Below are 20,206 nucleotides of genomic sequence, written 5' to 3' on the forward strand. Positions count from 1 at the left end.
CCTACACCAAGAAGCAGGCCCGACCGGCAAGTGCCGGTCGGGCCTTTTCGTTTCATCCGGCGACGGTTACTGGTGGCGTCGCTCGTCGTGCCCGCCGGGCGGCGGATTAGCCGGGCGCGGCTCGATGCGGGGGGCCGGCTGCGGGCGCGGTTCCATGCGCGGCGCCTGCGGCTGCGGTCGCGGCATTTCGCGCGCGACGGGCGCCGGCGGCCGGTACTCGTTCGCGTGCGGCGGCGCGACTTCGCGGTGCGGCGCAGGTTCAGCGAATTCGGGGCGCGGTTGTGGCGCCGGCACGGCGCGCTCGGGCCGCGGCTGCGCATGCTGGGCCGGGGCCGCGAAATCGGGCCGCGGTCGCGGCTGCTCGAGCTGCGCGGTCGTGTCGAGCCGCGGTTGCGGCAGCGCGCGCGGCGTTTCCTGCCGCCCCCCGGGTTGCGTGCCCGGCGCGCCTTCCGGGTGCGGGACGGGCGCCGCGCTGCGCACGGGCGGCAGCGCGTTCTGGCCGGCCGCATGGAGCGCGGCCGGCGGCGTCGGGCGCTGCCGTTCCATCGGCGTGTGCGGCTGCATCCAGACGGGCGCCGGCGCTGCGGCTGCGTGCGGATCATCGTGTCCGTTCGGCACGTTGGCGGCAGCCGGCGGATGCGGGACGCCATTGCCGGCGCCGAACGCCGGATGCGGCATCGAACTGCCCGGCGCGCGCGGTGCGGTGCCGTCGGGTACGCGCGGCGACGGTGCACCGGGGGCTGCGCCGTTCATCGGCCGCGCGCCGTTCGGGATGGCCGGCATCGGCGCACCCGGCCGGGCGCCATTCGGAATCCCAGCCATTGGCTCACCCGGCCTTGCGGCCTGTGCCTGCGCCGGGGCCGGCCGGTCTTCGCGCGGCGCGCGCGCCGGCTGCACGACCGGGCCGTGCGGATTCACGAGCTGCACGTTGCGCATCGCCCACGCACCGGCGTTCGGATTGCCCGGCACGCGGACCGGACGAGGCCGATAGTCGGCCGGCACGCTGGTCCTGACGACGGGCGCGCCCGCGCCCGGCACGTGCTCGCCCTGCCGCGCGAGATGCGCGGCCGCCTGGTCGCGATACGCGGCCGGCACGGCCGGATTGCGCGTCGCGACGAACGGGTGCTGGCCGATCGCCGCCGGCGGACGGTAGCTGGCGTTGCGCAGCGCGCCGGTAAAGCTCTGGCGCACCGGCGCAATGCCCGGCGTGCCCGGCATCACGTGTGCGTTGCGCCATTGCTGCGGATCGACGCGCTGCGCGAAGCGCGAGACCGGCTGGCCGTGCACGAACGCGGACGCCGGCACGGCCGTGATCGCGTGCGGCGCGCGGAAGTTCACGTACGTCTTGTTGATGTTCGTGATGTTGGTGATGTTCGTCACGTTCACGGTCTTGTTCACCGTGACGTTGTTGACCACGATGTTCCGGTTCACGCGATCGTAGTATTGCGGGCTCCAGCCGCCCCAGCCGGGATGCCAGGCTTCGCCCGGGCCGAGCGCGAACCATGCGCAGCCGGCCGCGGCGACGCCGCCCACCGTCAGCGCGACGCTCCAGTCTGGACCGCCGCCGCCGCCCACGAACGCGACGAGCGCCGGCGCGTAGACGGGCGGCTCGCTGACGACCATCGGGCCCGGTACCCACGCCCAGCTGTCGTCGACATAGGCCCAGCGGCCGTAGTGATACGGCGCGAAGCCCCACGGCGCGTCGTCGACCCAGGTCCAGCCCCACGGCGCCTGCCAGATCCAGTGGCCGTCGTGATACGGCGCCCAGTCGGCCGGCGTGTCGTTCGGCACCCAGACCGCGCCGTAATTCGGCGTTTCGCGCCATGTGCCGTTCGCGTCGAGATCCTGGTAGCCGGGTATGTCGCGAGACACGTAGCGGGCCGACACCGAGCGCTGCTCGGCCGCGTCGCGGCTTGCCGCCCACTGGTCGAGCGGATCGGGGGCCGGCGCGGCCGATTGCTGCGCGACCTGCAGGTCGGTGCCGGTGAACGTGACCTGCTGCCCCGGCGACAGCGGGTATTGACCGTTGCTGCCGTAGACGGTCGCGCTGCCGCTGCGCACGGTGACCGTCGTGCTCGCGCCGTCCGGCGCGACGTCGACGCGATAGTCGCCGGGGCCCGCGATGCCGAGCGCGAGATTCGGCGTGTCGATTTCGTACGATCCGCTGGGCGGCAGCGCGCGCACGTGCGTCGACACGGTGCCGAGACCGACCTTCAGCTGCGTCGTCGTGTCGTCGAGGTTCAGCACCGACAGGCTCGTCGATTCGCCGAGCCGCACCGCGGTCGAGCCGATGTGCAGCTCCGAGCGTGCGCCGGCATCGTTCCACAGCTGGTCGCCCGTCGTCAGCGGCCGGTTCACGGCCGCGTACGACCACGTATCGGTGCCGGCCGGCTCCGTCGTCACGGCGCCCGACATGTAGTTCAGCCGGGCGACGCGGCCCGGCGGGTCGCCGCCCGCTTGGCGGGCGGCCGCTGCATACGGCGGCGCCTGCGTCGATTGCGCGAACGCACCGGGCAGGGCGGCCAGCGCGGCGAACGCGAGCAGCGTGCAGCGGGCGGTTCGCGTGAGGGGGAACAGGGAGGCCATGATGAGCGTCTTCGTCGTTGTTGCGGCGCGTCGATTCGCGCCGTCCAGTTCACGATATCCGCTGCGCCTGTTTCAGTGCTCGGTGTTTTGTAAATCGACTAGCACGCGATGTAACAAAACCTGTCCATCGCGCGCCGTTGTCGTGCGGTCGCAATCCGCGCGTCAAGCGGACGTAAGCCAGTCGTCGAAAACCTGCTGTCCGGGCACGGTGACGCGCAGCACGCGCGGCCGTGCGGTGCGCTCGATCCAGCCGTGCGCGCAGAAGCTGTCGAGCAGCGCCGCGCCGAGCGCGCCGCCGAGATGCGCGCGGCGCTCGCTCCAGTCGAGGCAGCCGCACGCGAAGCGGCGCCGGCGCGCGCGCTGCTCGGCGACGTCGATGCCCCAGCGCGCGAGTGCCTGCGCGCCGCGCTCGGTGGTGTCGATCGCGTCGCCGTCGGCCTGCAGCCAGCCGCGCGCGGTGAGCCCGTCGAAGATGCGGACCGCCAGCTCGCCGGCCATGTGGTCGTAGCAGGTGCGCGCATAGCGCAGCTCGGCCGGCACCGTGCGCGACGGCGGCGGCACCGGGCGGTTCGGTGCGGCCGCGCGGGCCACGTTCGCGAGCGCCTCGAGCGACGCCGCGATGTCGGCCGACGCGAGCCGGTAGTAGCGGTGCCGGCCGCGGATATCGAGCGCGAGCAGCCCGCCTTCGGTCAGGCGCGCGAGATGGGCGCTGGCCGCGGACGGCGACAGCCCCGCGATCATCGTCAGTTCGCCGGCCGGCCGCGCGCTGCCGTCCATCAGCACCCACAGCATCGCCGCGCGGCCGGGATCGGCGATCAGCGCGCCGATGCGGCTCAGGCCCGGAAAATGGTGATCGTCTTGATCGGTCATCGTCGTGTCTCGTCTCTGGCGGAATGACTGCAGTGTAGGCGTGCGGCCGATTCGATGTTTCGGGGTCGGCTGAAATGTCGGATGCGGCGCGGCGGCGGGCGAACCGCGGCCGCCGGCCGCGCACGCGTAGAATGGCCGGACGCGGCGGCAGCGGGCCGCCGGATGCGACACGATGCAACGATGAAGACGATTTTCTGCCTGTTGGCGGCCGCGCTCGTCTGCGCGGCCTGTGCGCAGGGCGGCGCGGGCGCCGCCGGCGAGCGGGGCGGCAGCCTCGAGATGTACGGCACCATCGACCAGGGCATCACGGTGCGCCGCTGACGGCGCGCGGGGTGCCGGGGCCGATGCCGGCTCGCCGGGCGCCGGGCGCGCGCTCGGCGCGGCCGCGACCGGTTGCCGCAGTGCAACGTATAATGCGCCGATCGCAGTACCCATGCCGCCTGGAGCCAACAAGATGTCCCAACCGTCCCCCGTACCGGCCGCCCTCGACCGCACCGAAACCGTCTTCCGCTTCCTCGCCGAGCCGTCGTCCGTGAACTTCGGCGGAAAGGTGCATGGCGGCGCGCTGATGAAGTGGATCGACGAAGTCGCGTATGCGTGCGCGGCCGTCTGGTCGAGCCGCTATTGCGTGACAGTCAGCGTCGGCAACATCCGCTTCCAGCGGCCGATCCTCGTCGGCAACCTGGTCGAGCTGAAGGCGCGCGTCGTCGCGACGGGCCGCACCAGCATGCACATCCACGTGTCGGTGCATGCCGGCGATCCGAAGGGCGGCGTGCTGCGCCAGACCACCGACTGCCTCGTCGTGTTCGTCGCGGTCGACGAGAACGGCAACCCGGTGCCGGTGCCGCCGTTCGTGCCCGAGACCGACGAGCAGAAGGTGCTCGCGAAGTATGCGGCCGACGTGCGCGCCGCACTCGACAAGATCGTCGAGATGAAGCCCGACGAAGTCGCGAAGGGCACGGTCTGACGGAAATGGGCGCCGCGCCCACTGCGCGCGCCCGCTCCGTCATCGCATCGAAACCACTTACCGCGATCCGATCATCTGCTCGGGCCGCACCCACGCATCGAATTCCGCGTCGGTCAGGTAGCCGAGCGCGAGCGCGGCGGCCTTCAGCGTCGTGCCTTCCTTGTGCGCTTTCTTCGCGATCTGCGCGGCCTTGTCGTAGCCGATGTGCGGATTGAGCGCCGTCACCAGCATCAGCGATTCGTTCAGCAGCAGGTCGATGCGCGCGCGATTCGGCTCGATGCCGACCGCGCAGTGATCGTTGAAGCTCTGTGCGCCGTCGGCGAGCAGGCGCACCGACTGCAGCACGTTGTGCGCGATCATCGGCCGGAACACGTTCAGCTCGAAATTGCCGCTCGCCCCGCCGACGTTCACCGCGACGTCGTTGCCGAACACCTGGCAGCACAGCATCGTCACGGCCTCCGACTGCGTCGGGTTTACCTTGCCCGGCATGATCGAGCTGCCCGGCTCGTTTTCCGGAATCGACAGTTCGCCGAGCCCGCAACGCGGCCCGCTCGCGAGCCAGCGGACGTCGTTCGCGATCTTCATCAGGCCGGCCGCGACCGTCTTCAGCGCGCCGTGCGCGAACACCAGCGCGTCGGCGGCCGCCATCACCTCGAACTTGCTCGGCGCGGTCACGAACGGCAGCTTCGTCAGCCGGCCGATCTCGTCGGCCACGCGCACCGCGAATTCCGGATGCGCGTTCAGGCCGGTGCCGACCGCGGTGCCGCCGAGCGCGAGCTCGTACAGGTGCGGCAGCGCCGATTCGACGTGCCGCACGCCCTGGTCGAGCTGCGCGACATAGCCGGAGAATTCCTGCCCGAGCGTGAGCGGCGTCGCGTCCTGCAGATGCGTGCGGCCGATCTTCACGATGTCGGCGAAGGCCTTCGATTTCGCGTCGAGCGTCGCGCGCAGCGTGCGCAGCGCGGGCAGCAGGTGATTGACGATCGCGTATGCGGCCGCGACGTGCATCGCGGTCGGGAACACGTCGTTCGACGACTGGCCGCGGTTCACGTCGTCGTTCGGATGAACCTTGCGCGCTTCGCCGCGCTCGCCGCCGAGCAGCTCGCTCGCGCGGTTCGCGATCACCTCGTTGAGGTTCATGTTGGTCTGCGTGCCGGAGCCCGTCTGCCATACGGCGAGCGGGAATTCGCGCGGATGCTTGCCGGCGATGATCTCGTCGGCCGCGTCGATGATCGCGCGCGCCTTGTCGTCGGCGAGCACGCCGAGCGACCGGTTCACGGCGGCCGCGGCGCGCTTGACGATCGCGAGCGCGTGGATCAGCTCGGGCGACTGCTTCTCGGTCGAGATCCGGAAATTCTGCAGCGAGCGCTCGGTCTGCGCGCCCCAGAGCCGGTCGGCCGGCACGGCGATCTCGCCGAACGTGTCGCGTTCCATCCGAACTGCTTCGTTCATGATGCACTCCTCCTGGAAAGGGGAAAGGCCGCGCGTCGCGCGGCGTCTGGCGTATCGTGAGGCAGTCGCGCCGCTCGCGCGGCGTCTTGGGTCTTCAATCGACAAGCATAGCGCCGGCCGCGATTTCGCGTCGTGTCGCGCTCAGCGCGCGGACGCGATGAGCGACGCGGTCTTCATGTGGAAGCGGCAGGCCATCAGCACGGCGACACTCGCGAGGCCGGCCGCGAGTCCCCACCACAGGCCGCGTGCGCCGAGCCCCGCATGGAACGCCAGCCAGTAACCGGTCGGGAAGCCGATCCCCCAGTAGCCGAAGGTCGCCGCGAGCATCGGGATGCGCGTGTCGCGCAGCCCGCGCAGCGCGCCCGAGCCGACCGTCTGCATCCCGTCGACGATCTGGAACACCGCGGCGATGCCGAGCAGCGACGCGGCCAGCGACACGGTCGCCGCGTTCGCCGGGTCGTCCAGATGCAGGTACAGGCCGACGATCGCATGCGGCGCGACGATCAGCACGAGCCCCGACAGCGACATGAACGCGATGCCGAGACCGAGCGCGACGAAGCCCGCGTGGCGGGCGGCGACCGGCTGGCCGGCGCCGACCCAGTAGCCGACCCGCACGTTCGCGGCCTGGCCGATCGCGAGCGGCACCATGAACGCGACCGACGCGACGTTCAGCGCGATCTGGTGCGCGGCGAGCGACGTCGCGCCGAGCACGCCGACGGTCAGGCCCGTGGCGAGAAAGAGCGTCGATTCGACCCCGTACGTGATCGCCACCGGCCAGCCGATGCCGATCAGCTCGCCCATCACCGGGAGTTTCGGACGCGCGGCGACGACGAAATGGCGGAACCGCTGGCGGCCGTGCAGCAGCCAGATCAGCGCGAGCGCGGTGAGCCAGATCGTGATGGTCGTCGCGACCGCGGAGCCGAGGAAGCCGAGCCGCGGCAAGCCGAATGCGCCGTGGATCAGCCCGTAGTTCAGCACGGCATTGACGCCGACGCCGCCGATCGACACCCACAGCAGCCGCCGCGCGGCGCCGATCGCGGGCAGGAACGCGCGCATCAGCCCGACGCCGATCAGGCTGCCGAGCGCCGCGAAGCGCAGGATGCCGGTGTACTCGCCGACGTGACGCGCGAGCGCCGACGGCTCGTGGAACATCAGCAGGATCGGTTCGGACAGCGACAGCGCGACGATCGCCGGAATCGCGAGCAGCACGGACAGCACGAAGCCGGTCCAGTAGATGTGCGGCACGCGGTGTTCGGCCTGCGCGCCGCGCGCATGCGCGACGCTGACGCTGATCGACGACAGCACGCCCTGCAGCACGGTCACGATGACGAAGAAGAAGTTCGCGCCGAGGCCGCCGGCCGCGAGCGAATCGGGGCCGAGCGAGCCGAGCAGCACGGTGTCGGTGACGCTCATCGCCATCTGCGAGAGCTGCGCGATCGCGAGCGGGGCGGCGAGGCGCGCGGTATCGGCGGCGTGACTGGACAGGGACGGCGGCGCGGCGGCCGTCCGCGTAAGACCGGAATGCGACATGGAATGGGCGCTCGCGCGGGTGCGGGCCCGCGCTGTCTGTATTTATTTTGAGAGACGGCTAGCTTACGGCTTTATTCGAACGGTGTCGAACGCGCGCCGATGGCCATGTCGCGGTCAGGGAAACGCTGCGCGCGTGGGCTACGCGTCGTGTACCGCGATCCGCGTATCGCCGAACAGCACGACCTGGCCCGCACGGATCTTGCAGGTCTTGCGCAGTTCGACCACGCCGTCGACTTTCACCGCGCCGGACGCGACGAACATCTTCGCGGTGCCGCCGCTGTCCGCGAGGCCGGTGATCTTCAGAAGGTTGTGCAGCTCGACGTATTCGCCGGTCAGCGTGAAATCCAGATTGGGCATGACGAAGGGGCGCGCGACGCGCGGGAGGAATCGCCCCGCATCATACGGCACCGCTGGCCGGCACGCGAGCGCGGCCGCGCGGGCGGGGTCGCGCACCGCAGTTGTTAAGGACTGTGAGCGATACGTCAGCAAATGAAACGGTGGGTAACAGTCTGAGAGATTCGAGAACCGACGGTGCGGGCCGCGGGTCTTTCGTCGTACCTGCCGCGTGTTGCGGCGGGGGACGCGACGGAGCGCATCGACGCGCTCCGCGCCCACAACTTCTTGAGGAGGATTGTCATGTCCAAGATTCGTACGATGCTGATCGGTGCCGCGCTGACGGCGTTCGCCACGTCGGCCGCCTTTGCGCAGACCGGCGCCGCGACGCAGGGCACCGCAGGTGCCGGCGTGCAGACGCAAACGCCGGCGGCCGGCGCAGGCGCTGGTGCGGGCATGCAGGGCGGTGCCGGCGCGAACGCGTCGGGCAATGCGGTCGGCGGCGCGACCGATGCGGTTGGCACGGCGGCCGACGGCGCGACCGATACGGCGGCATCGTCGGTCCACTCGGCCAAGAAGCACGCGAAGCATGCAATGAAGTCCGCCAAGCATCACGCCGGCTCGGCGAAGCCGAAGTCGAAGGTCGGCGACGAAGCGGTCGAAGGCGGCGCGTCGACCGGCGTGCAGGGCGGTGCGTCCGCGTCGGGCGCCACGCAGTAAGCGGTGCCGGATCGTCGCGCGACGTTCGCCCCGGACGGCGCGTCGTGACGGCGATCGACCGACGGCCCGGTTCGCGTCGCGCGAACCGGGCCGTTCTTCATGCGCGGCAGCAGGCCGTCATGGCCGGCGCTGTTCCGTCCCCGGCGCCGGGGCGGGCCGCGTGACCGGCGCGAACACGCTGCGCAGCCACGCGGCGAGCCGCGCGAACACGTCGTACGGCTCGTCGACGAAGATCTCGGGTTTCAGCAGCCGCAGGTATTCCATGATCTGCTGCGCTTCCTGTTTCTGGAACGAACCGTGCGCGAGCCCGAGCCGCAGCAGGCCGCGCAGTTCGCCGAGCTTGTCGCGCGCGGCGCTGCCCACGCTCATCTCGCACGCGAGCTTGGCCTCGTAGATGCGCTGGCGCAGCGATTCCGCGAGCCGCCACGCGGGCGTCTGCATCATTTCCTCGAGCGCCTGGATGTCCTGCACCGCGCTCTTGATCTGCGCGGCGAGCGGGTCGACGAGCGACGGGTCGCCCTGCGCTTCGGCGACGATCGCCTTGGCCCAGTCGCGGCACGCCTTCGCGAGTTCGTCCGGCGTCCATTCGGAGCGCGACGCGAAGCCGAAGCCGAATTCACCGGCCTGCCGCATCAGGATCGCGACGACGTCCGGAAATTCCTTGTCGAGCGTGCGCTTCGCCCACGCATACTGGCCGCCTTCGAGCATCCGCTGCACGGCATGCTCGGTCAGCGGCACCATGTTGTCGAGCAGCTTGGCGCGCAGGAAATCCTCGAACGACGGCGTCGCGAACTGCGGGTCGAGTTTCAGCGATACGCGTACGAATGCGTCGTAGTCCTTGCGCAGGGACGCAAGCGTGTCGTCTTTCAGGGAAAGGGTGATCTGGCCCATGAATCGTCTCGATGGCGGCCCGCGCGGGCCGGCGGCCGCGCCGCGCACCGGTGCGGGCGCAGCGTCGACGGACCGGTTCGCGCCGAGGCCGATGGCGGGTCTTCATTCGTGATATCGGCCCGCCGCACGAAAACTTGAGCGCAGCTCGGCAGCAGCCGGTTCAGGCCGGCAGCCAGTGCGGCATCACGATCCCTTGCCAGAAGAAGAACACCGCGAGCCCGACCGCGATCGTCACGAGCGGCCGGCGCGTCGTCGCGGACACGAGCACCGCGGCGAGCGCACCGACGAGCTGCGGATTGCGCAAGCTCAGTTCGGCCGTGCCGCCGTGCGGCGAGACGGTCATCGGCACGATGATCGCGGTCAGCACGGTGACCGGCACGAAGCCGAGCGCGGTGCGCACGAGCGGCGGGAACGTCAGCCGCTCGCCGAACAGGAACAGCGTCGTCCGGATCGCATAGGTGATGGCGGCCATCCCGAGGATCAGCAGCGCATAGCTCACGATGCGGTCTCCGTGCGGGAATCGGTGCGCGAACGTCCGTGCAGCAGCGTGAGCGCGACGCCGACCAGTACGCCGGCGGCGACCGCGCCGAGCAGCCCGAGCTTGTACGGCCAGCCCTGCCAGAAATACGCGAGCGTGCCGGCCGTCGCGGCGGCGGCCAGATAGCGCAGCGTGCCGAGTTGCGGGACGACGATCGCGATGAAGGTCGCTGCCATCGCGAAGTCCAGGCCCAGCGACTGAAGGCCCGGGAAGGCCGCGCCGAAGCCGATGCCCGCGAGCGTCCAGACCTGCCAGTTCAGGTACATCGCAAGGCCCGACCCGAAGAAGTAGTGAGGGCCGATCGCGCCGGGCGGGAAATGCCGGTAGTGCGCGTACGCGACCGCGAACACCTCGTCGGTCATCAGCGCGCCGAGCGTCGCGCGCCAGCGCAGCGGCAGGTGCGCGACGTACGGCGCGAGCGTCGCGCTGTACAGCAGGTGACGCAGGTTCACGATCAGCGTCGTCGCGAGCACGACGACGAAGCTCGCGCTGCCGGCGATCAGGCCGAGCGCGATGAACTGCGCGGAGCCCGCGAACACGGCGAGCGACATCAGCGCGCCGTGCCATGCGGCGAGCGGCCCGCCGCCGACGAGCGTGCCGAAGATCACGCCGAACGGCGCGGCGCCGATCATCATCGGGATCGTGTCGCGCGCGCCGTCGAGCCATTCGTTGAGCGGCCGGCGGGGCGGCGGCGAAGAGGGGGCGGGTGCAGGGTTCAAGGGACGCTTCTCCATGTCACGGAGGATAGCGGGCCGCCGCGGTGGCGGCTTGTATGTTCTTGCGCCCGCGGCACTCGGCGACGCAAGCTGCGTGCCGATGCCGATGCCGATGCCGATGCCGATGCCGATGCCGATGCCGAAGCCGAAGCCGAAGCCGAAGCCGATGCCGAAGCCGAAGCCGAAGCCGAAGCCGAAGCCGAAGCCGAAGCCGACACCGACACCGACACCGACACCGACACCGCGTATTGGCGGACGCCGCGATGCGAGCGCGCCCGTCAGCGCGCCTGCCAGCGGCCGGGCGGCACGCCGAACATCCGTTTGAAATGTCGCGTGAAGTGGCTCTGGTCGACGAAGCCACTGGCCGCCGCGACATCGGCGATCGGCACGCCGGCGCGCAGCGGCGCCAGCGCGCGCTGCAGCCGCAGCTGGTTGCGCCACGCATGCGGCGGCATGCCGGTCGTGCGGGTGAACAGCCGCGCGGCATGAAACGGCGACAGGCCGGCGGCCTGCGCGACGTCGTCGAGCGTGACCGTGCCCGTGAGATCGGCGGCGAGCCGCTCGCGCATCGCGCCGACGCGCGGTTCGTCGGCGGCGAGCAGCGCCGGCTGCAGCTGCGCGTCGGCATGGCGCGTGATCAGCGTCGACAGCGCATCGAGCAGCGCCGTTTCGGCGGCGAGCGGATCGTACGCGCGCGGCGCGGCGACGATCGGCGCGTCGTCCGCCGGCGCCGCGTGTGCGTGGCCGGGCGGCCTGCGTTCGCTGCCGGCTTCCATCATCCGGTGCGCGAGCGCGAGCCGTGCCGCGAGATCGGTGTCGCGGATCACGTCGGACGGGAACCAGGGCGCATCCTGCGGCCGGCCTGCGATCGCGCTCGCGAGTGCGCGGAGGTACTCGACCGGCACGTAGCTCACGCGATAGCACCAGCCTTCGTCGGTCGCCCGCGAGCCGGTGTGGACTTCGCCGGGATTGATCACCGGCACGGTGCCGGTTTCGGCGACATGACCGGTGCCGCGACACGTGTAGCGCTCCGCGCCCTCGAGGATCACGGGGATCGTGTACGCGTCGTGCCAGTGCGGCGCGAACGTGTGGTCGCGATAGGTGGCCGTGAGCAGATCCGCATCCGGCAGCAGCGGCGTGCGCCAGTAGCGTGCGGAGTCGGGGAGGCGGGCGGCGGGCATGGTCGGGCGCGGGGCGGTCGAGTCGACAGTGTATCGCTCGCGCGCCCGGCGCAGCGCGCGCTTACTTGACCGGAATCGTCGTGCCGGCCGGCATCGGCACGGCGGTCACGGCGTTCTTCGGGCTGCCGCTGACGATGCGGTCGCTGTAGGTCAGGTAGACGAGCGTGTTGCGCTTCTTGTCGACCACGCGCACGACGTGCAGTGTCTTGAAGATGAACGACATGCGCTCGCTGAACACGTCGGTCTGCTGCTTGAGCGGTTCCTTGAAGCTGAGCGGGCCGACCTGCCGGCATGCGATCGACGCTTCGCTCGGATCCTCGGCGACGCCGAGCGTGCCCTTGATCCCGCCGGTGCGCGCACGCGACACGTAGCAGGTGACGCCCGTCACGAGCGGATCGTCGTACGCTTCGACGACCACGCGGTCGGAGCCCGTCACGCGGAAATGGGTGTTGACGCTGCCGACTTCCTCCGCGTGCGCGAGCGGCGCGGCGGCCAATGCGGAGAGCAGGACGGCGAACGGTGCGGCGGAAAGGAGGCGGTGCTTCATCGACGGAACCGGATGCGAATGCGGGACAGAAACTCTAGCATGCGCGGCGATGGCCGACCGGTGCCGGAAAAACAAAAGGCCCGTCGACTGACGGGCCTTTCGCTGTCTGGCTCCCCGACCTGGGCTCGAACCAGGGACCTACGGATTAACAGTCCGGCGCTCTACCGACTGAGCTATCGGGGAATAAATCGGTACATCTGCGTGTGTTCGGTGGCCAACAAAAAACCCGTCCACTTTCAACGGGCCTTTGCGTTTTTGGCTCCCCGACCTGGGCTCGAACCAGGGACCTACGGATTAACAGTCCGGCGCTCTACCGACTGAGCTATCGGGGAACAAACAACAACAGCAGAGAAACGAGATTGTATGGAGCGTTGGCTAACCTGTCAACACCTTTGAGCGGAGGCACGCAAATTTTTTCGCGGGCGCCGCTGCGCGATCAGCGCTCGAGCAGGTGCAGCTTGTCCTGCACGTCCTTCCACTCGTCCGCGTCGGCCGGTGCCGGCTTGGTCTTCGTGATCGACGGCCAGTTCTTCGCCAGCTCCGCGTTCAGCTCGGTGAACTGCTGCTGGTCGCCCGGAACGTCTTCTTCGGCATAGATCGCATTGGTCGGGCACTCGGCGACGCACACGGCGCAGTCGATGCACTCGTCCGGATCGATGGCGAGAAAGTTGGGACCTTCACGGAAGCAATCCACCGGGCACACATCCACGCAATCCGTGTATTTGCACTTGATGCAGCCTTCGGTCACAACGTGAGTCATTAAAACGCTCCTGCTTGGCGGTATATATGGGGTGGCGTTTGCGCCAAAAGCGGCATTGTAACTGAAGCGCAAAACCCGCATCGCGTGGTCGGCTTTCCGGCTTATATCGTTTCGTGATTAGTTTATGGGGCCGACCGCGGGCGCAGCCGGCCCGCGCGATGCGGCGGGCACGGCAGGCGGTTTCGCGATGGTCGGGCCCGCATTCGGGTAACATGGCCGACAGACCGGGCGGCGCGCGGTGCGCCGGGCCGTGTCACGATATTGGCGGTGCCGCAACCATGATCATCACTTCGCTGCTCGACACGGATCTCTACAAGTTCACGATGATGCAGGTCGTCCTGCATCACTTTCCTGCCGCAAACGTCGAGTACCGCTTCCGATGCCGCACGCCGGGCGTCGATCTCGTGCCGTACATCGACGAGATCCGCGACGAGGTGCGCGGCCTCTGCTCGCTGCGCTTCACCGACGTCGAACTCGACTACCTGCGGCGCATGCGCTTCATCAAGAGCGATTTCGTCGAATTCCTCGCGCTGTTTCACCTGAACGAGAAGTACATCTCGATCACGCCTTCGCCGAAGGGCAACGGCGAGATCGACATCGTGATCGACGGGCCGTGGCTGCACACGATCCTGTTCGAGATCCCGGTGCTCGCGATCGTCAACGAGGTCTACTTCCGCAACACGCAGCGCGAGCCCGACTATCGCGAAGGCCGCGAACGGCTGCGCGAGAAGATCAAGCTGCTCGGCGCGAAGCCCGAGTTCGCCGACTGCAAGATCGCCGACTACGGCACGCGCCGGCGCTTCTCGAAGGTGTGGCACGAGGAGGTCGCGCTCACGCTGCGCGACGGGCTCGGGCCGCAGTTCGCGGGCACGAGCAACGTGTTCTACGCGATGAAGCATGACCTGACGCCGCTCGGCACGATGGCGCACGAATACCTGCAGGCCTGCCAGGCGCTCGGCCCGCGGTTGCGCGATTCGCAGACCTACGGTTTCGAGATGTGGGCGAAGGAGTATCGCGGCGACCTCGGGATCGCGCTGTCCGACGTGTACGGGATGGACGCGTTCCTGAACGACTTCGACATGTACTTCTGCAAGCTGTTCGACGGCGCGCGCCACGATTCGGGCGATCCGTTCGAATGGGGCGAGCGCATGCTGCGCCACTACGAGGCGAACCGCTGCGACCCGCGCACCAAGGTGCTCGTGTTCTCCGACGCGCTCGACATCCCGAAGGTCATGCAGCTGTACGAACGGTTCCGCAACCGCTGCAAGCTCGCGTTCGGCGTCGGCACCAACCTGACGAACGACCTCGGCTACGTGCCGCTGCAGATCGTGATCAAGATGGTCCGCTGCAACGGGCAGCCGGTCGCGAAGCTGTCGGATTCGCCGGGCAAGAGCATGTGCGACGACAAGGCGTATCTCGCGTACCTGCGCCAGGTGTTCGGCATCGCGCAGCCGGCCGACGACGACGCGTCGCAGTAGGCGTCGGCCGTCCGCCCAGGTGCGTCGCGGCGGGGGCGGCCGGTATAATCGGACGGAATCGCACGCCAACGTCACGAGGACCGTTCATGGACACTTCCGCTGCCCGTCGCCAGATCCTCGCACGCATTCGCGCGGCGCAAGGACGCGCGCCCGAACCCGATGCAGCGGAGCGCGACGGCGTCGCCGACTATCTCGCCCGTCATCCCGAGGGGCCGCGCCCGCCGGTGCCGGCCGACCTCGTCGCCGCATTCGTCGACGAAGCGGCGCGCCTGTCGACGACGGTCGACGAAGTCGCGATGCTGGCCGACGCGCCCGCTGCCGCCGCACGCTATCTGGCCGCGCACGGCCTGCCGCTGCAGGCCGTCGCGTGGCGCACGCTGGCCGAGCTCGACTGGGCCGGCGCCGGTCTGTCGGTCGAATGCCGCAAGCCGCGCGACGGCGATCTCGTCGGCCTGACCGGCTGCTTCTGCGCGACCGCCGAAACGGGTTCGCTGGTGCTGCTGTCCGGCCCTGACACCTACGCATCGGCCGGCCTGCTGCCGGAGACGCACATCGCGATCGTGCCGGCGTCGCGCATCGTCGCCGGCCATGAAGACGCATTCGCGCTGATTCGCGCGGAGCGCGGCGAACTGCCGCGCGCGGTCAATTTCGTATCGGGCCCGTCGCGCACGGGCGACATCGAACAGACCATCGTGCTCGGCGCACACGGCCCGTACCGCGTGCACGCGATCATCGTGCGCGGCGCATGACGCGCCCGCTGCATTTCCTCTCACTCGAACAAGGAAGTTCTGCATGAAACGACATGCCGCCTGGGCGGGCATGGCGTCGGGAGCCGCGCTTGGCGCCGCTCCAGCGCTCGCATCGGCCGCCACGCTCGACGGTGCCACGCTGTCCGCACTCTGGGGCATCCCGTTCGCCGGGATCCTGCTGTCGATCGCGGTGTTCCCGCTCGTCGCCCCGGTGTTCTGGCATCACCACTTCGGCAAGATCGCCGCGGCCTGGGCGATCGCGTTCCTCGCGCCGTTCGCGGCCGCGTTCGGTGCCGGCGCCGCGTTCGGCACGCTGGTGCACGCGCTGCTCGAGGAGTACATCCCGTTCATCGTGCTGCTGACCGCGCTGTACACGGTCGCCGGCGGCATCTGCGTGAACGGCAACCTGCACGGCACGCCGAAGCTGAACACCGCGATCCTCGCGCTCGGCACGCTGCTCGCGAGCGTGATGGGCACGACGGGCGCCGCGATGCTGCTGATCCGGCCGCTGCTGCGCGCGAACGACAACCGCAAGCACGTCGTGCACGTCGTGATCTTCTTCATCTTCCTCGTCGCGAACGCGGGCGGCTCGCTGTCGCCGCTCGGCGATCCGCCGCTGTTCCTCGGCTTCCTGAACGGCGTGAGCTTCTTCTGGACGACCACGCACCTCGCGCTGCCGATGCTGTTCATCTGCGCGGTGCTGCTGACGCTGTTCTTCGTGCTCGATACGTACTTCTACCGGAAGGGCGGCGAGGAGCGGCCGGCCGCGCTCGACCCGACGCCCGACGACACCGCGCTGTCGATCGACGGCAAGATCAATTTCGTGCTGCTCGCGGCCGTGATCGGCCTCGTGCTGATGAGCGGCATCTGGAAACCGGGCATCGCGTTCGACGTGTGGGGCACGCACGTCGCGCTGCAGAACCTCGTGCGCGACGTCGCGCTCGTCGTCGTCGCGCTCGCGTCGCTCGCGCTGACGCCGCGTTCGGCACGCGAGGGCAACGCGTTCAACTGGGCGCCGATCGAGGAAGTCGCGAAGCTGTTCGCGGGCATCTTCGTGACGATCGCGCCGGTGATCGTGATCCTGCGCGCGGGTGCCGACGGCGCGTTCGCGCAGATCGTCCATCTCGTCACGGGGCCCGACGGCAAGCCGATCGACGCGATGTACTTCTGGGCGACCGGCCTGCTGTCGTCGTTCCTCGACAACGCGCCGACCTACCTCGTGTTCTTCAATCTCGCGGGCGGCGATGCGCAAGCGCTGATGACGACGGGCGCGACGACGCTCGCCGCGATTTCCGCGGGCGCGGTATTCATGGGCGCGAACAGCTATATCGGCAATGCGCCGAACTTCATGGTGAAGGCGATCGCGGAATCGCGCGGCGTGAAGATGCCGAGCTTCTTCGCGTATCTCGGCTGGGCGCTCGTGATACTGGTGCCGGTATTCCTGCTGACGTCGTGGATCTTCTTCACGGCGTAGGCTGACGATTTTCAACCAAGCGCGGACGGTCCCGGCGGCGCACGGCGCGCCGCGTTCCGGCCGCGGCATGCGGAGATGGCGATGCAGAAGATCCTGGTCGCACGTCCGATTTTTCCGGACGTGATCGAACGGCTCGAGCAGTATTTCGAAGTCGACTGGAACAACGGCGACGCGCTTGCCCCCGACGCGCTCGCCGCGCGTCTCGCCGACAAGGACGGCGCGCTGACGGCGGGCGACCCGGTCGGCGCGGCCACGCTCGCGGCGGCGCCGCGCCTGCGCGTCGTCGCGAACATGGCGGTCGGCTACAACAATTTCGACATGGCCGCGTTCAACGCGGCGAACGTGCTCGGCACCAACACGCCCGACGTGCTGAACGAGTCGACCGCCGATTTCGGCTGGGCGCTGATGATGGCGGCCGCGCGCCGGATCGCCGAATCCGAGCACTGGCTGCGCGCCGGCCACTGGCGGAAGTGGGCGTACGACGGTTTCCTCGGCAGCGACATTTTCGGCTCGACGCTCGGCGTGATCGGGATGGGGCGCATCGGCCAGGCGCTCGCGCGCCGCGCACGCGGCTTCGGGATGCAGGTGATCTATCACAACCGCTCGCGCGTCGCGCCCGAGATCGAGGCCGAGCTGAATGCCGAATACGTGTCGAAGGACGCGTTGCTCGCGCGTGCCGATCACGTCGTGCTGGTGCTGCCGTACACGAAGGAGAACCATCACACGATCGGCGCGGCCGAACTCGCGAAGATGAAGCCGACCGCGACGCTGACCAACATCGCGCGCGGTGGCATCGTCGACGACGCGGCGCTGGCCGCCGCACTGCGCGCCGGGACGATCGCCGCGGCCGGCCTCGACGTGTACGAAGGCGAGCCGAGCGTGCATCCGGCGCTGCTCGAGGTGCCGAACGTCGTGCTCACGCCGCACATCGCGAGCGCGACCGAGAAGACGCGCCGCGCGATGGCGAACCTCGCGGCCGACAACCTGATCGCCGCGCTCGGCGAAGGCCCGCGCGCGGGGCGGCCGCCGAATCCGATCAACCCGGACGTGATCGGGAAGCCGCGCGCATGACGACGACGCTGTTGCTGGCGGCGGTCGTCGTGCTGGCCGTCGCGCTCGCGGTGGCGATCGTCGCGATCATGCGCGGCGGCCGTCACGACGATGCGGCCGTGCTCGGCGACCAGATCGAGGACGCCGCGCACGCGCAGGCGCTCGCGCTCGAGCGGCTCGAACGCGAGTTGCGTGGCGAGATCGTCGAGAATGCACGCGGCTCGCGCACCGAGCTGGCCGGCAATTTCTCGCAGCTTCAGCAGACGCTCGCGACGCAGCTGACGAGCATCGCGACCGTGCAGAACAACCAGATCGACGGCTTCGCGCAGCAGCTCGGCAAGCTCGTCGCCGGCAACGCGCAGCAGTTCGACGCGATGCGCGAGAGCGTGCAGCGTCAGGCGCAGCAGGCGCGCGACGAGCAGACCGTCGCGCTGCGGCTGTTCGGCGATACGCTGAACCGGCAGCTCACGCAGCTGACGGAAGCGAACGATCGGCGGATCGGCGAAGTGCGCGCGACGCTCGAGCAGCGGCTGAAGGAAATCGAGACGAACAACGCGGCGAAGCTCGAGGAGATGCGCCGCACCGTCGACGAGAAGCTGCATGCGACGCTCGAGCAGCGGCTCGGCGAATCGTTCAAGCTCGTGTCCGACCGGCTCGAGCAGGTGCACCGCGGGCTCGGCGAGATGCAGACGCTCGCGGCCGGCGTCGGCGACCTGAAGAAGGTGCTGACGAACGTGAAGACGCGCGGCACGTGGGGCGAGGTGCAGCTCGAGGCGCTGCTCGAACAGATGCTCACGCCCGACCAGTATGCGAAGAACGTCGCGACGGTGCCCCGCAGCACCGAACGCGTCGAGTTCGCGATCCGGCTGCCCGGGCGCGAGGCCGGCACGCGCGACGCGCCGCCGGTATGGCTGCCGATCGACGCGAAATTCCCGCGCGAGGACTACGAGCGGCTGATCGATGCGCAGGAGCGCGCCGATTCGGTTGCGGTCGAGGAAGCGGCGCGTGCGCTCGAGGCGCGCGTGCGGATGGAGGCGCGTACGATTGCCGAGAAGTACGTCGCGCCGCCGCACACGACCGATTTCGCGCTGCTGTTCCTGCCGACCGAGGGGCTCTATGCGGAGATCCTGCGCCGCCCGGGGTTGACCGATCTGCTGCAGCGCGACTATCGCGTGACGGTGGCCGGGCCGACCACGCTGACCGCGCTGCTGAACAGCCTGCAGATGGGTTTCCGTACGCTCGCGATCGAGCAGCGCTCGAGCGAGGTGTGGCAGGTGCTCGGCGCGGTGAAGACCGAATTCGGCAAGTTCGGCGACGTGCTCGCGCGCACGAAGGCGCAGCTCGAAACGGTCACGCGCTCGATCGAGGCGGCCGAGCAGCGCACCCGCGTGATGAACCGCAAGCTGAAGCAGGTCGAGGCGTTGCCGGGCGACACGGCGGCCGGGCTGCTCGGCGCGGACGCCGCCGACGGCGCCGACGCCGACGATGCATGATGCATGGCCGAAACCGGCGGGAACAAAAAACGGGCGCCGCGGCGCCCGTCCTCTTTTGCAGCGGCGACCGGCGTCGTGGCCGGCCCGCGTTCAGCGTGCGGCGAGCGCGTCCAGCGCGTCGCCGGTGACGCGCACGATGCGCCACTCGGGCAGCACGGTCGCGCCCATCTTCTCGTAGAAATCGATCGCCGGCCGGTTCCAGTCGAGCACCGACCATTCGAAGCGGCCGCAGCGGCGCTCGACGGCGAGTGCCGCGAGGTGCTGCAGCATCGCGGTGCCGAGGCCCGAGCCGCGCTGCGACGGCTGCACGTACAGATCCTCGAGATACAGGCCGCGACGCCCGAGGAACGTCGAATAGTTGTGGAAGAACAGCGCATACGCGACGATCGCGCCGTCGTGCTCGGCGACCAGCGCTTCGGCCGCGGGATGCGCGCCGAACAGCGCATCGGCGAGATCGGCTTCGGTCGCGACGAACAGATGCGTGAGCTTCTCGAACTCGGCCAGCTCGCGCATCAGCGCGAGGATCGCGCCGACGTCGCGCGCGTCGGCCGCGCGGATCAGCGGTGCGCCGCTCACGCTTCCTCCGGCGGATCGGACAGCACGATCTCGATGCCGCCGAAGCGCGACGCGACCCAGTTGTACGCGTGGCAGGCAATCCACAGCAGCACGAAACCGAGGATCGCGTTCAGCAGCAGCGCGCTCAGGATCGTGCTCAGCTCGACCATCCCGTAGCGGATGTACGCGACCAGGATGCCGAGCAGCACGATCGGCACGCTGAACGTCAGGTAGACGAGGATCAGCGCCTTCGCGGTCTGCCCCGCGGCGATCGACGAGATTTGTTTCTTCATGTGCGGATTGCCCCCGTAGAGAT

The 20,206-nt window shown here is 69.6% G+C and carries 21 protein-coding genes and 2 tRNA genes; 8 read left to right on the forward strand and 15 right to left on the reverse strand.

Translation table 11 applies throughout. The features are described from left to right. Positions 1 to 66: 66 nt before the first annotated feature. Positions 67 to 2,586, reverse strand: a complete 2,520-nt coding sequence (locus Q3A80_RS16920; protein ID WP_446330088.1) for a DUF6600 domain-containing protein — start codon at positions 2,584 to 2,586, stop codon at positions 67 to 69. 162 nt (positions 2,587 to 2,748) lie between these two features. After that, positions 2,749 to 3,456, reverse strand: coding sequence for an ArsR/SmtB family transcription factor (locus tag Q3A80_RS16925; RefSeq protein WP_446330089.1), 708 nt, complete (start codon positions 3,454 to 3,456; stop codon positions 2,749 to 2,751). A gap of 180 nt (positions 3,457 to 3,636) precedes the next feature. Here Q3A80_RS16925 and Q3A80_RS16930 point away from each other — a divergent pair, with 180 nt between their 5' ends. Further along, complete coding sequence (locus Q3A80_RS16930; protein ID WP_006753078.1) at positions 3,637 to 3,777, forward strand: hypothetical protein; 141 nt, start codon at positions 3,637 to 3,639, stop codon at positions 3,775 to 3,777. Between the two features lie 133 nt (positions 3,778 to 3,910). Beyond that, entirely contained in the window at positions 3,911 to 4,423 is a 513-nt protein-coding gene (locus tag Q3A80_RS16935; RefSeq protein ID WP_446330090.1) for an acyl-CoA thioesterase, read from the forward strand. Positions 4,424 to 4,480: 57 nt separating this feature from the next. Here the strand turns inward: Q3A80_RS16935 and fumC are convergent, their stop codons facing one another. The 3 genes from fumC to Q3A80_RS16950 form a co-directional block, all read right to left on the reverse strand. Further along, a complete protein-coding gene (gene fumC / locus Q3A80_RS16940; RefSeq protein ID WP_446330091.1) occupies positions 4,481 to 5,875 on the reverse strand; it encodes a class II fumarate hydratase in 1,395 nt (464 codons plus the stop codon). Positions 5,876 to 6,016: 141 nt separating this feature from the next. Next, positions 6,017 to 7,405: a multidrug efflux MATE transporter NorM gene (gene norM, locus Q3A80_RS16945; RefSeq protein ID WP_446330092.1), complete on the reverse strand. Its 1,389-nt coding sequence runs from the start codon at positions 7,403 to 7,405 to the stop codon at positions 6,017 to 6,019. 138 nt (positions 7,406 to 7,543) lie between these two features. Further along, the gene (locus Q3A80_RS16950; protein WP_006753074.1) at positions 7,544 to 7,762 is read right to left on the reverse strand and encodes an RNA-binding S4 domain-containing protein; all 219 of its coding nucleotides are present in this window, start codon (positions 7,760 to 7,762) and stop codon (positions 7,544 to 7,546) included. A 279-nt stretch (positions 7,763 to 8,041) separates the two neighbouring features. On the opposite strand from Q3A80_RS16950, the gene Q3A80_RS16955 reads away from it, so the two are divergent. After that, positions 8,042 to 8,458 (forward strand): hypothetical protein, encoded by a 417-nt coding sequence (locus Q3A80_RS16955; protein ID WP_446330093.1) that lies wholly within the window; start codon positions 8,042 to 8,044, stop codon positions 8,456 to 8,458. Positions 8,459 to 8,575: 117 nt separating this feature from the next. Here Q3A80_RS16955 and Q3A80_RS16960 read toward each other — a convergent pair whose 3' ends face one another. The 8 genes from Q3A80_RS16960 to fdxA all read right to left on the reverse strand — a co-directional run bounded on the left by Q3A80_RS16960 (position 8,576) and on the right by fdxA (position 13,091). Next, a complete protein-coding gene (locus Q3A80_RS16960; protein WP_446330094.1) occupies positions 8,576 to 9,349 on the reverse strand; it encodes a DUF4088 family protein in 774 nt (257 codons plus the stop codon). Between the two features lie 160 nt (positions 9,350 to 9,509). Next, a complete protein-coding gene (locus tag Q3A80_RS16965; protein ID WP_446330095.1) occupies positions 9,510 to 9,848 on the reverse strand; it encodes an AzlD domain-containing protein in 339 nt (112 codons plus the stop codon). Further along, the gene (locus Q3A80_RS16970) at positions 9,845 to 10,621 is read right to left on the reverse strand and encodes an AzlC family ABC transporter permease (protein WP_446330096.1); all 777 of its coding nucleotides are present in this window, start codon (positions 10,619 to 10,621) and stop codon (positions 9,845 to 9,847) included. Before Q3A80_RS16970 ends, Q3A80_RS16965 begins: the two co-directional genes overlap by 4 nt. 260 nt (positions 10,622 to 10,881) lie before the next feature. Continuing rightward, positions 10,882 to 11,784, reverse strand: coding sequence for an AraC family transcriptional regulator (locus tag Q3A80_RS16975; RefSeq protein WP_446330097.1), 903 nt, complete (start codon positions 11,782 to 11,784; stop codon positions 10,882 to 10,884). A 61-nt stretch (positions 11,785 to 11,845) separates the two neighbouring features. Continuing rightward, positions 11,846 to 12,331 carry a CreA family protein gene (locus Q3A80_RS16980; protein ID WP_446330098.1) on the reverse strand — a complete coding sequence of 162 codons (486 nt, stop codon included), beginning with the start codon at positions 12,329 to 12,331 and terminating at the stop codon, positions 11,846 to 11,848. 107 nt (positions 12,332 to 12,438) lie between these two features. Next, a tRNA-Asn gene (locus tag Q3A80_RS16985) sits at positions 12,439 to 12,514 on the reverse strand. A 73-nt stretch (positions 12,515 to 12,587) separates the two neighbouring features. Next, positions 12,588 to 12,663, reverse strand: a tRNA-Asn gene (locus tag Q3A80_RS16990). Positions 12,664 to 12,767: 104 nt separating this feature from the next. Next, entirely contained in the window at positions 12,768 to 13,091 is a 324-nt protein-coding gene (fdxA, locus tag Q3A80_RS16995; RefSeq protein ID WP_011544919.1) for a ferredoxin FdxA, read from the reverse strand. Positions 13,092 to 13,369: 278 nt separating this feature from the next. Between fdxA and pncB the strand changes: the two genes are divergently transcribed. From pncB to rmuC, 5 genes are all read left to right on the forward strand, one after another. After that, positions 13,370 to 14,569, forward strand: coding sequence for a nicotinate phosphoribosyltransferase (gene pncB, locus Q3A80_RS17000; RefSeq protein WP_446330099.1), 1,200 nt, complete (start codon positions 13,370 to 13,372; stop codon positions 14,567 to 14,569). Positions 14,570 to 14,655: 86 nt separating this feature from the next. After that, complete coding sequence (locus tag Q3A80_RS17005) at positions 14,656 to 15,318, forward strand: LutC/YkgG family protein (protein ID WP_446330100.1); 663 nt, start codon at positions 14,656 to 14,658, stop codon at positions 15,316 to 15,318. A 43-nt stretch (positions 15,319 to 15,361) separates the two neighbouring features. Beyond that, entirely contained in the window at positions 15,362 to 16,792 is a 1,431-nt protein-coding gene (locus Q3A80_RS17010) for a sodium:proton antiporter (protein ID WP_446330101.1), read from the forward strand. 81 nt (positions 16,793 to 16,873) lie between these two features. Further along, positions 16,874 to 17,863: a 2-hydroxyacid dehydrogenase gene (locus Q3A80_RS17015; protein WP_446330102.1), complete on the forward strand. Its 990-nt coding sequence runs from the start codon at positions 16,874 to 16,876 to the stop codon at positions 17,861 to 17,863. Continuing rightward, positions 17,860 to 19,335, forward strand: coding sequence for a DNA recombination protein RmuC (gene rmuC / locus Q3A80_RS17020; RefSeq protein ID WP_446330103.1), 1,476 nt, complete (start codon positions 17,860 to 17,862; stop codon positions 19,333 to 19,335). The genes Q3A80_RS17015 and rmuC overlap by 4 nt, the downstream gene beginning before the upstream one ends. 90 nt (positions 19,336 to 19,425) lie before the next feature. On the opposite strand, the gene Q3A80_RS17025 is transcribed toward rmuC, so the two are convergent. Together Q3A80_RS17025 and Q3A80_RS17030 are read right to left on the reverse strand one after the other, a co-directional pair. Continuing rightward, the gene (locus tag Q3A80_RS17025) at positions 19,426 to 19,911 is read right to left on the reverse strand and encodes an N-acetyltransferase family protein (RefSeq protein ID WP_446330104.1); all 486 of its coding nucleotides are present in this window, start codon (positions 19,909 to 19,911) and stop codon (positions 19,426 to 19,428) included. Beyond that, the gene (locus Q3A80_RS17030; RefSeq protein WP_006476519.1) at positions 19,908 to 20,183 is read right to left on the reverse strand and encodes a hypothetical protein; all 276 of its coding nucleotides are present in this window, start codon (positions 20,181 to 20,183) and stop codon (positions 19,908 to 19,910) included. The genes Q3A80_RS17025 and Q3A80_RS17030 overlap by 4 nt, the downstream gene beginning before the upstream one ends. Between the last annotated feature and the right edge of the window lie 23 nt (positions 20,184 to 20,206).

Source organism: Burkholderia sp. SR8 (assembly GCF_052851275.1).

Coding starts and splice junctions, on each gene's coding strand:
- Q3A80_RS16920 (WP_446330088.1), bottom strand. CDS start 2,586: ATGGCCTCCCTGTTCCCCCTCACGCGAACCGCCCGCTGCACGCTGCTC.
- Q3A80_RS16925 (WP_446330089.1), bottom strand. CDS start 3,456: ATGACCGATCAAGACGATCACCATTTTCCGGGCCTGAGCCGCATCGGC.
- Q3A80_RS16930 (WP_006753078.1), top strand. CDS start 3,637: ATGAAGACGATTTTCTGCCTGTTGGCGGCCGCGCTCGTCTGCGCGGCC.
- Q3A80_RS16935 (WP_446330090.1), top strand. CDS start 3,911: ATGTCCCAACCGTCCCCCGTACCGGCCGCCCTCGACCGCACCGAAACC.
- fumC (WP_446330091.1), bottom strand. CDS start 5,875: ATGAACGAAGCAGTTCGGATGGAACGCGACACGTTCGGCGAGATCGCC.
- norM (WP_446330092.1), bottom strand. CDS start 7,405: ATGTCGCATTCCGGTCTTACGCGGACGGCCGCCGCGCCGCCGTCCCTG.
- Q3A80_RS16950 (WP_006753074.1), bottom strand. CDS start 7,762: ATGCCCAATCTGGATTTCACGCTGACCGGCGAATACGTCGAGCTGCAC.
- Q3A80_RS16955 (WP_446330093.1), top strand. CDS start 8,042: ATGTCCAAGATTCGTACGATGCTGATCGGTGCCGCGCTGACGGCGTTC.
- Q3A80_RS16960 (WP_446330094.1), bottom strand. CDS start 9,349: ATGGGCCAGATCACCCTTTCCCTGAAAGACGACACGCTTGCGTCCCTG.
- Q3A80_RS16970 (WP_446330096.1), bottom strand. CDS start 10,621: ATGGAGAAGCGTCCCTTGAACCCTGCACCCGCCCCCTCTTCGCCGCCG.
- Q3A80_RS16975 (WP_446330097.1), bottom strand. CDS start 11,784: ATGCCCGCCGCCCGCCTCCCCGACTCCGCACGCTACTGGCGCACGCCG.
- Q3A80_RS16980 (WP_446330098.1), bottom strand. CDS start 12,331: ATGAAGCACCGCCTCCTTTCCGCCGCACCGTTCGCCGTCCTGCTCTCC.
- fdxA (WP_011544919.1), bottom strand. CDS start 13,091: ATGACTCACGTTGTGACCGAAGGCTGCATCAAGTGCAAATACACGGAT.
- pncB (WP_446330099.1), top strand. CDS start 13,370: ATGATCATCACTTCGCTGCTCGACACGGATCTCTACAAGTTCACGATG.
- Q3A80_RS17005 (WP_446330100.1), top strand. CDS start 14,656: ATGGACACTTCCGCTGCCCGTCGCCAGATCCTCGCACGCATTCGCGCG.
- Q3A80_RS17010 (WP_446330101.1), top strand. CDS start 15,362: ATGAAACGACATGCCGCCTGGGCGGGCATGGCGTCGGGAGCCGCGCTT.
- Q3A80_RS17015 (WP_446330102.1), top strand. CDS start 16,874: ATGCAGAAGATCCTGGTCGCACGTCCGATTTTTCCGGACGTGATCGAA.
- rmuC (WP_446330103.1), top strand. CDS start 17,860: ATGACGACGACGCTGTTGCTGGCGGCGGTCGTCGTGCTGGCCGTCGCG.
- Q3A80_RS17030 (WP_006476519.1), bottom strand. CDS start 20,183: ATGAAGAAACAAATCTCGTCGATCGCCGCGGGGCAGACCGCGAAGGCG.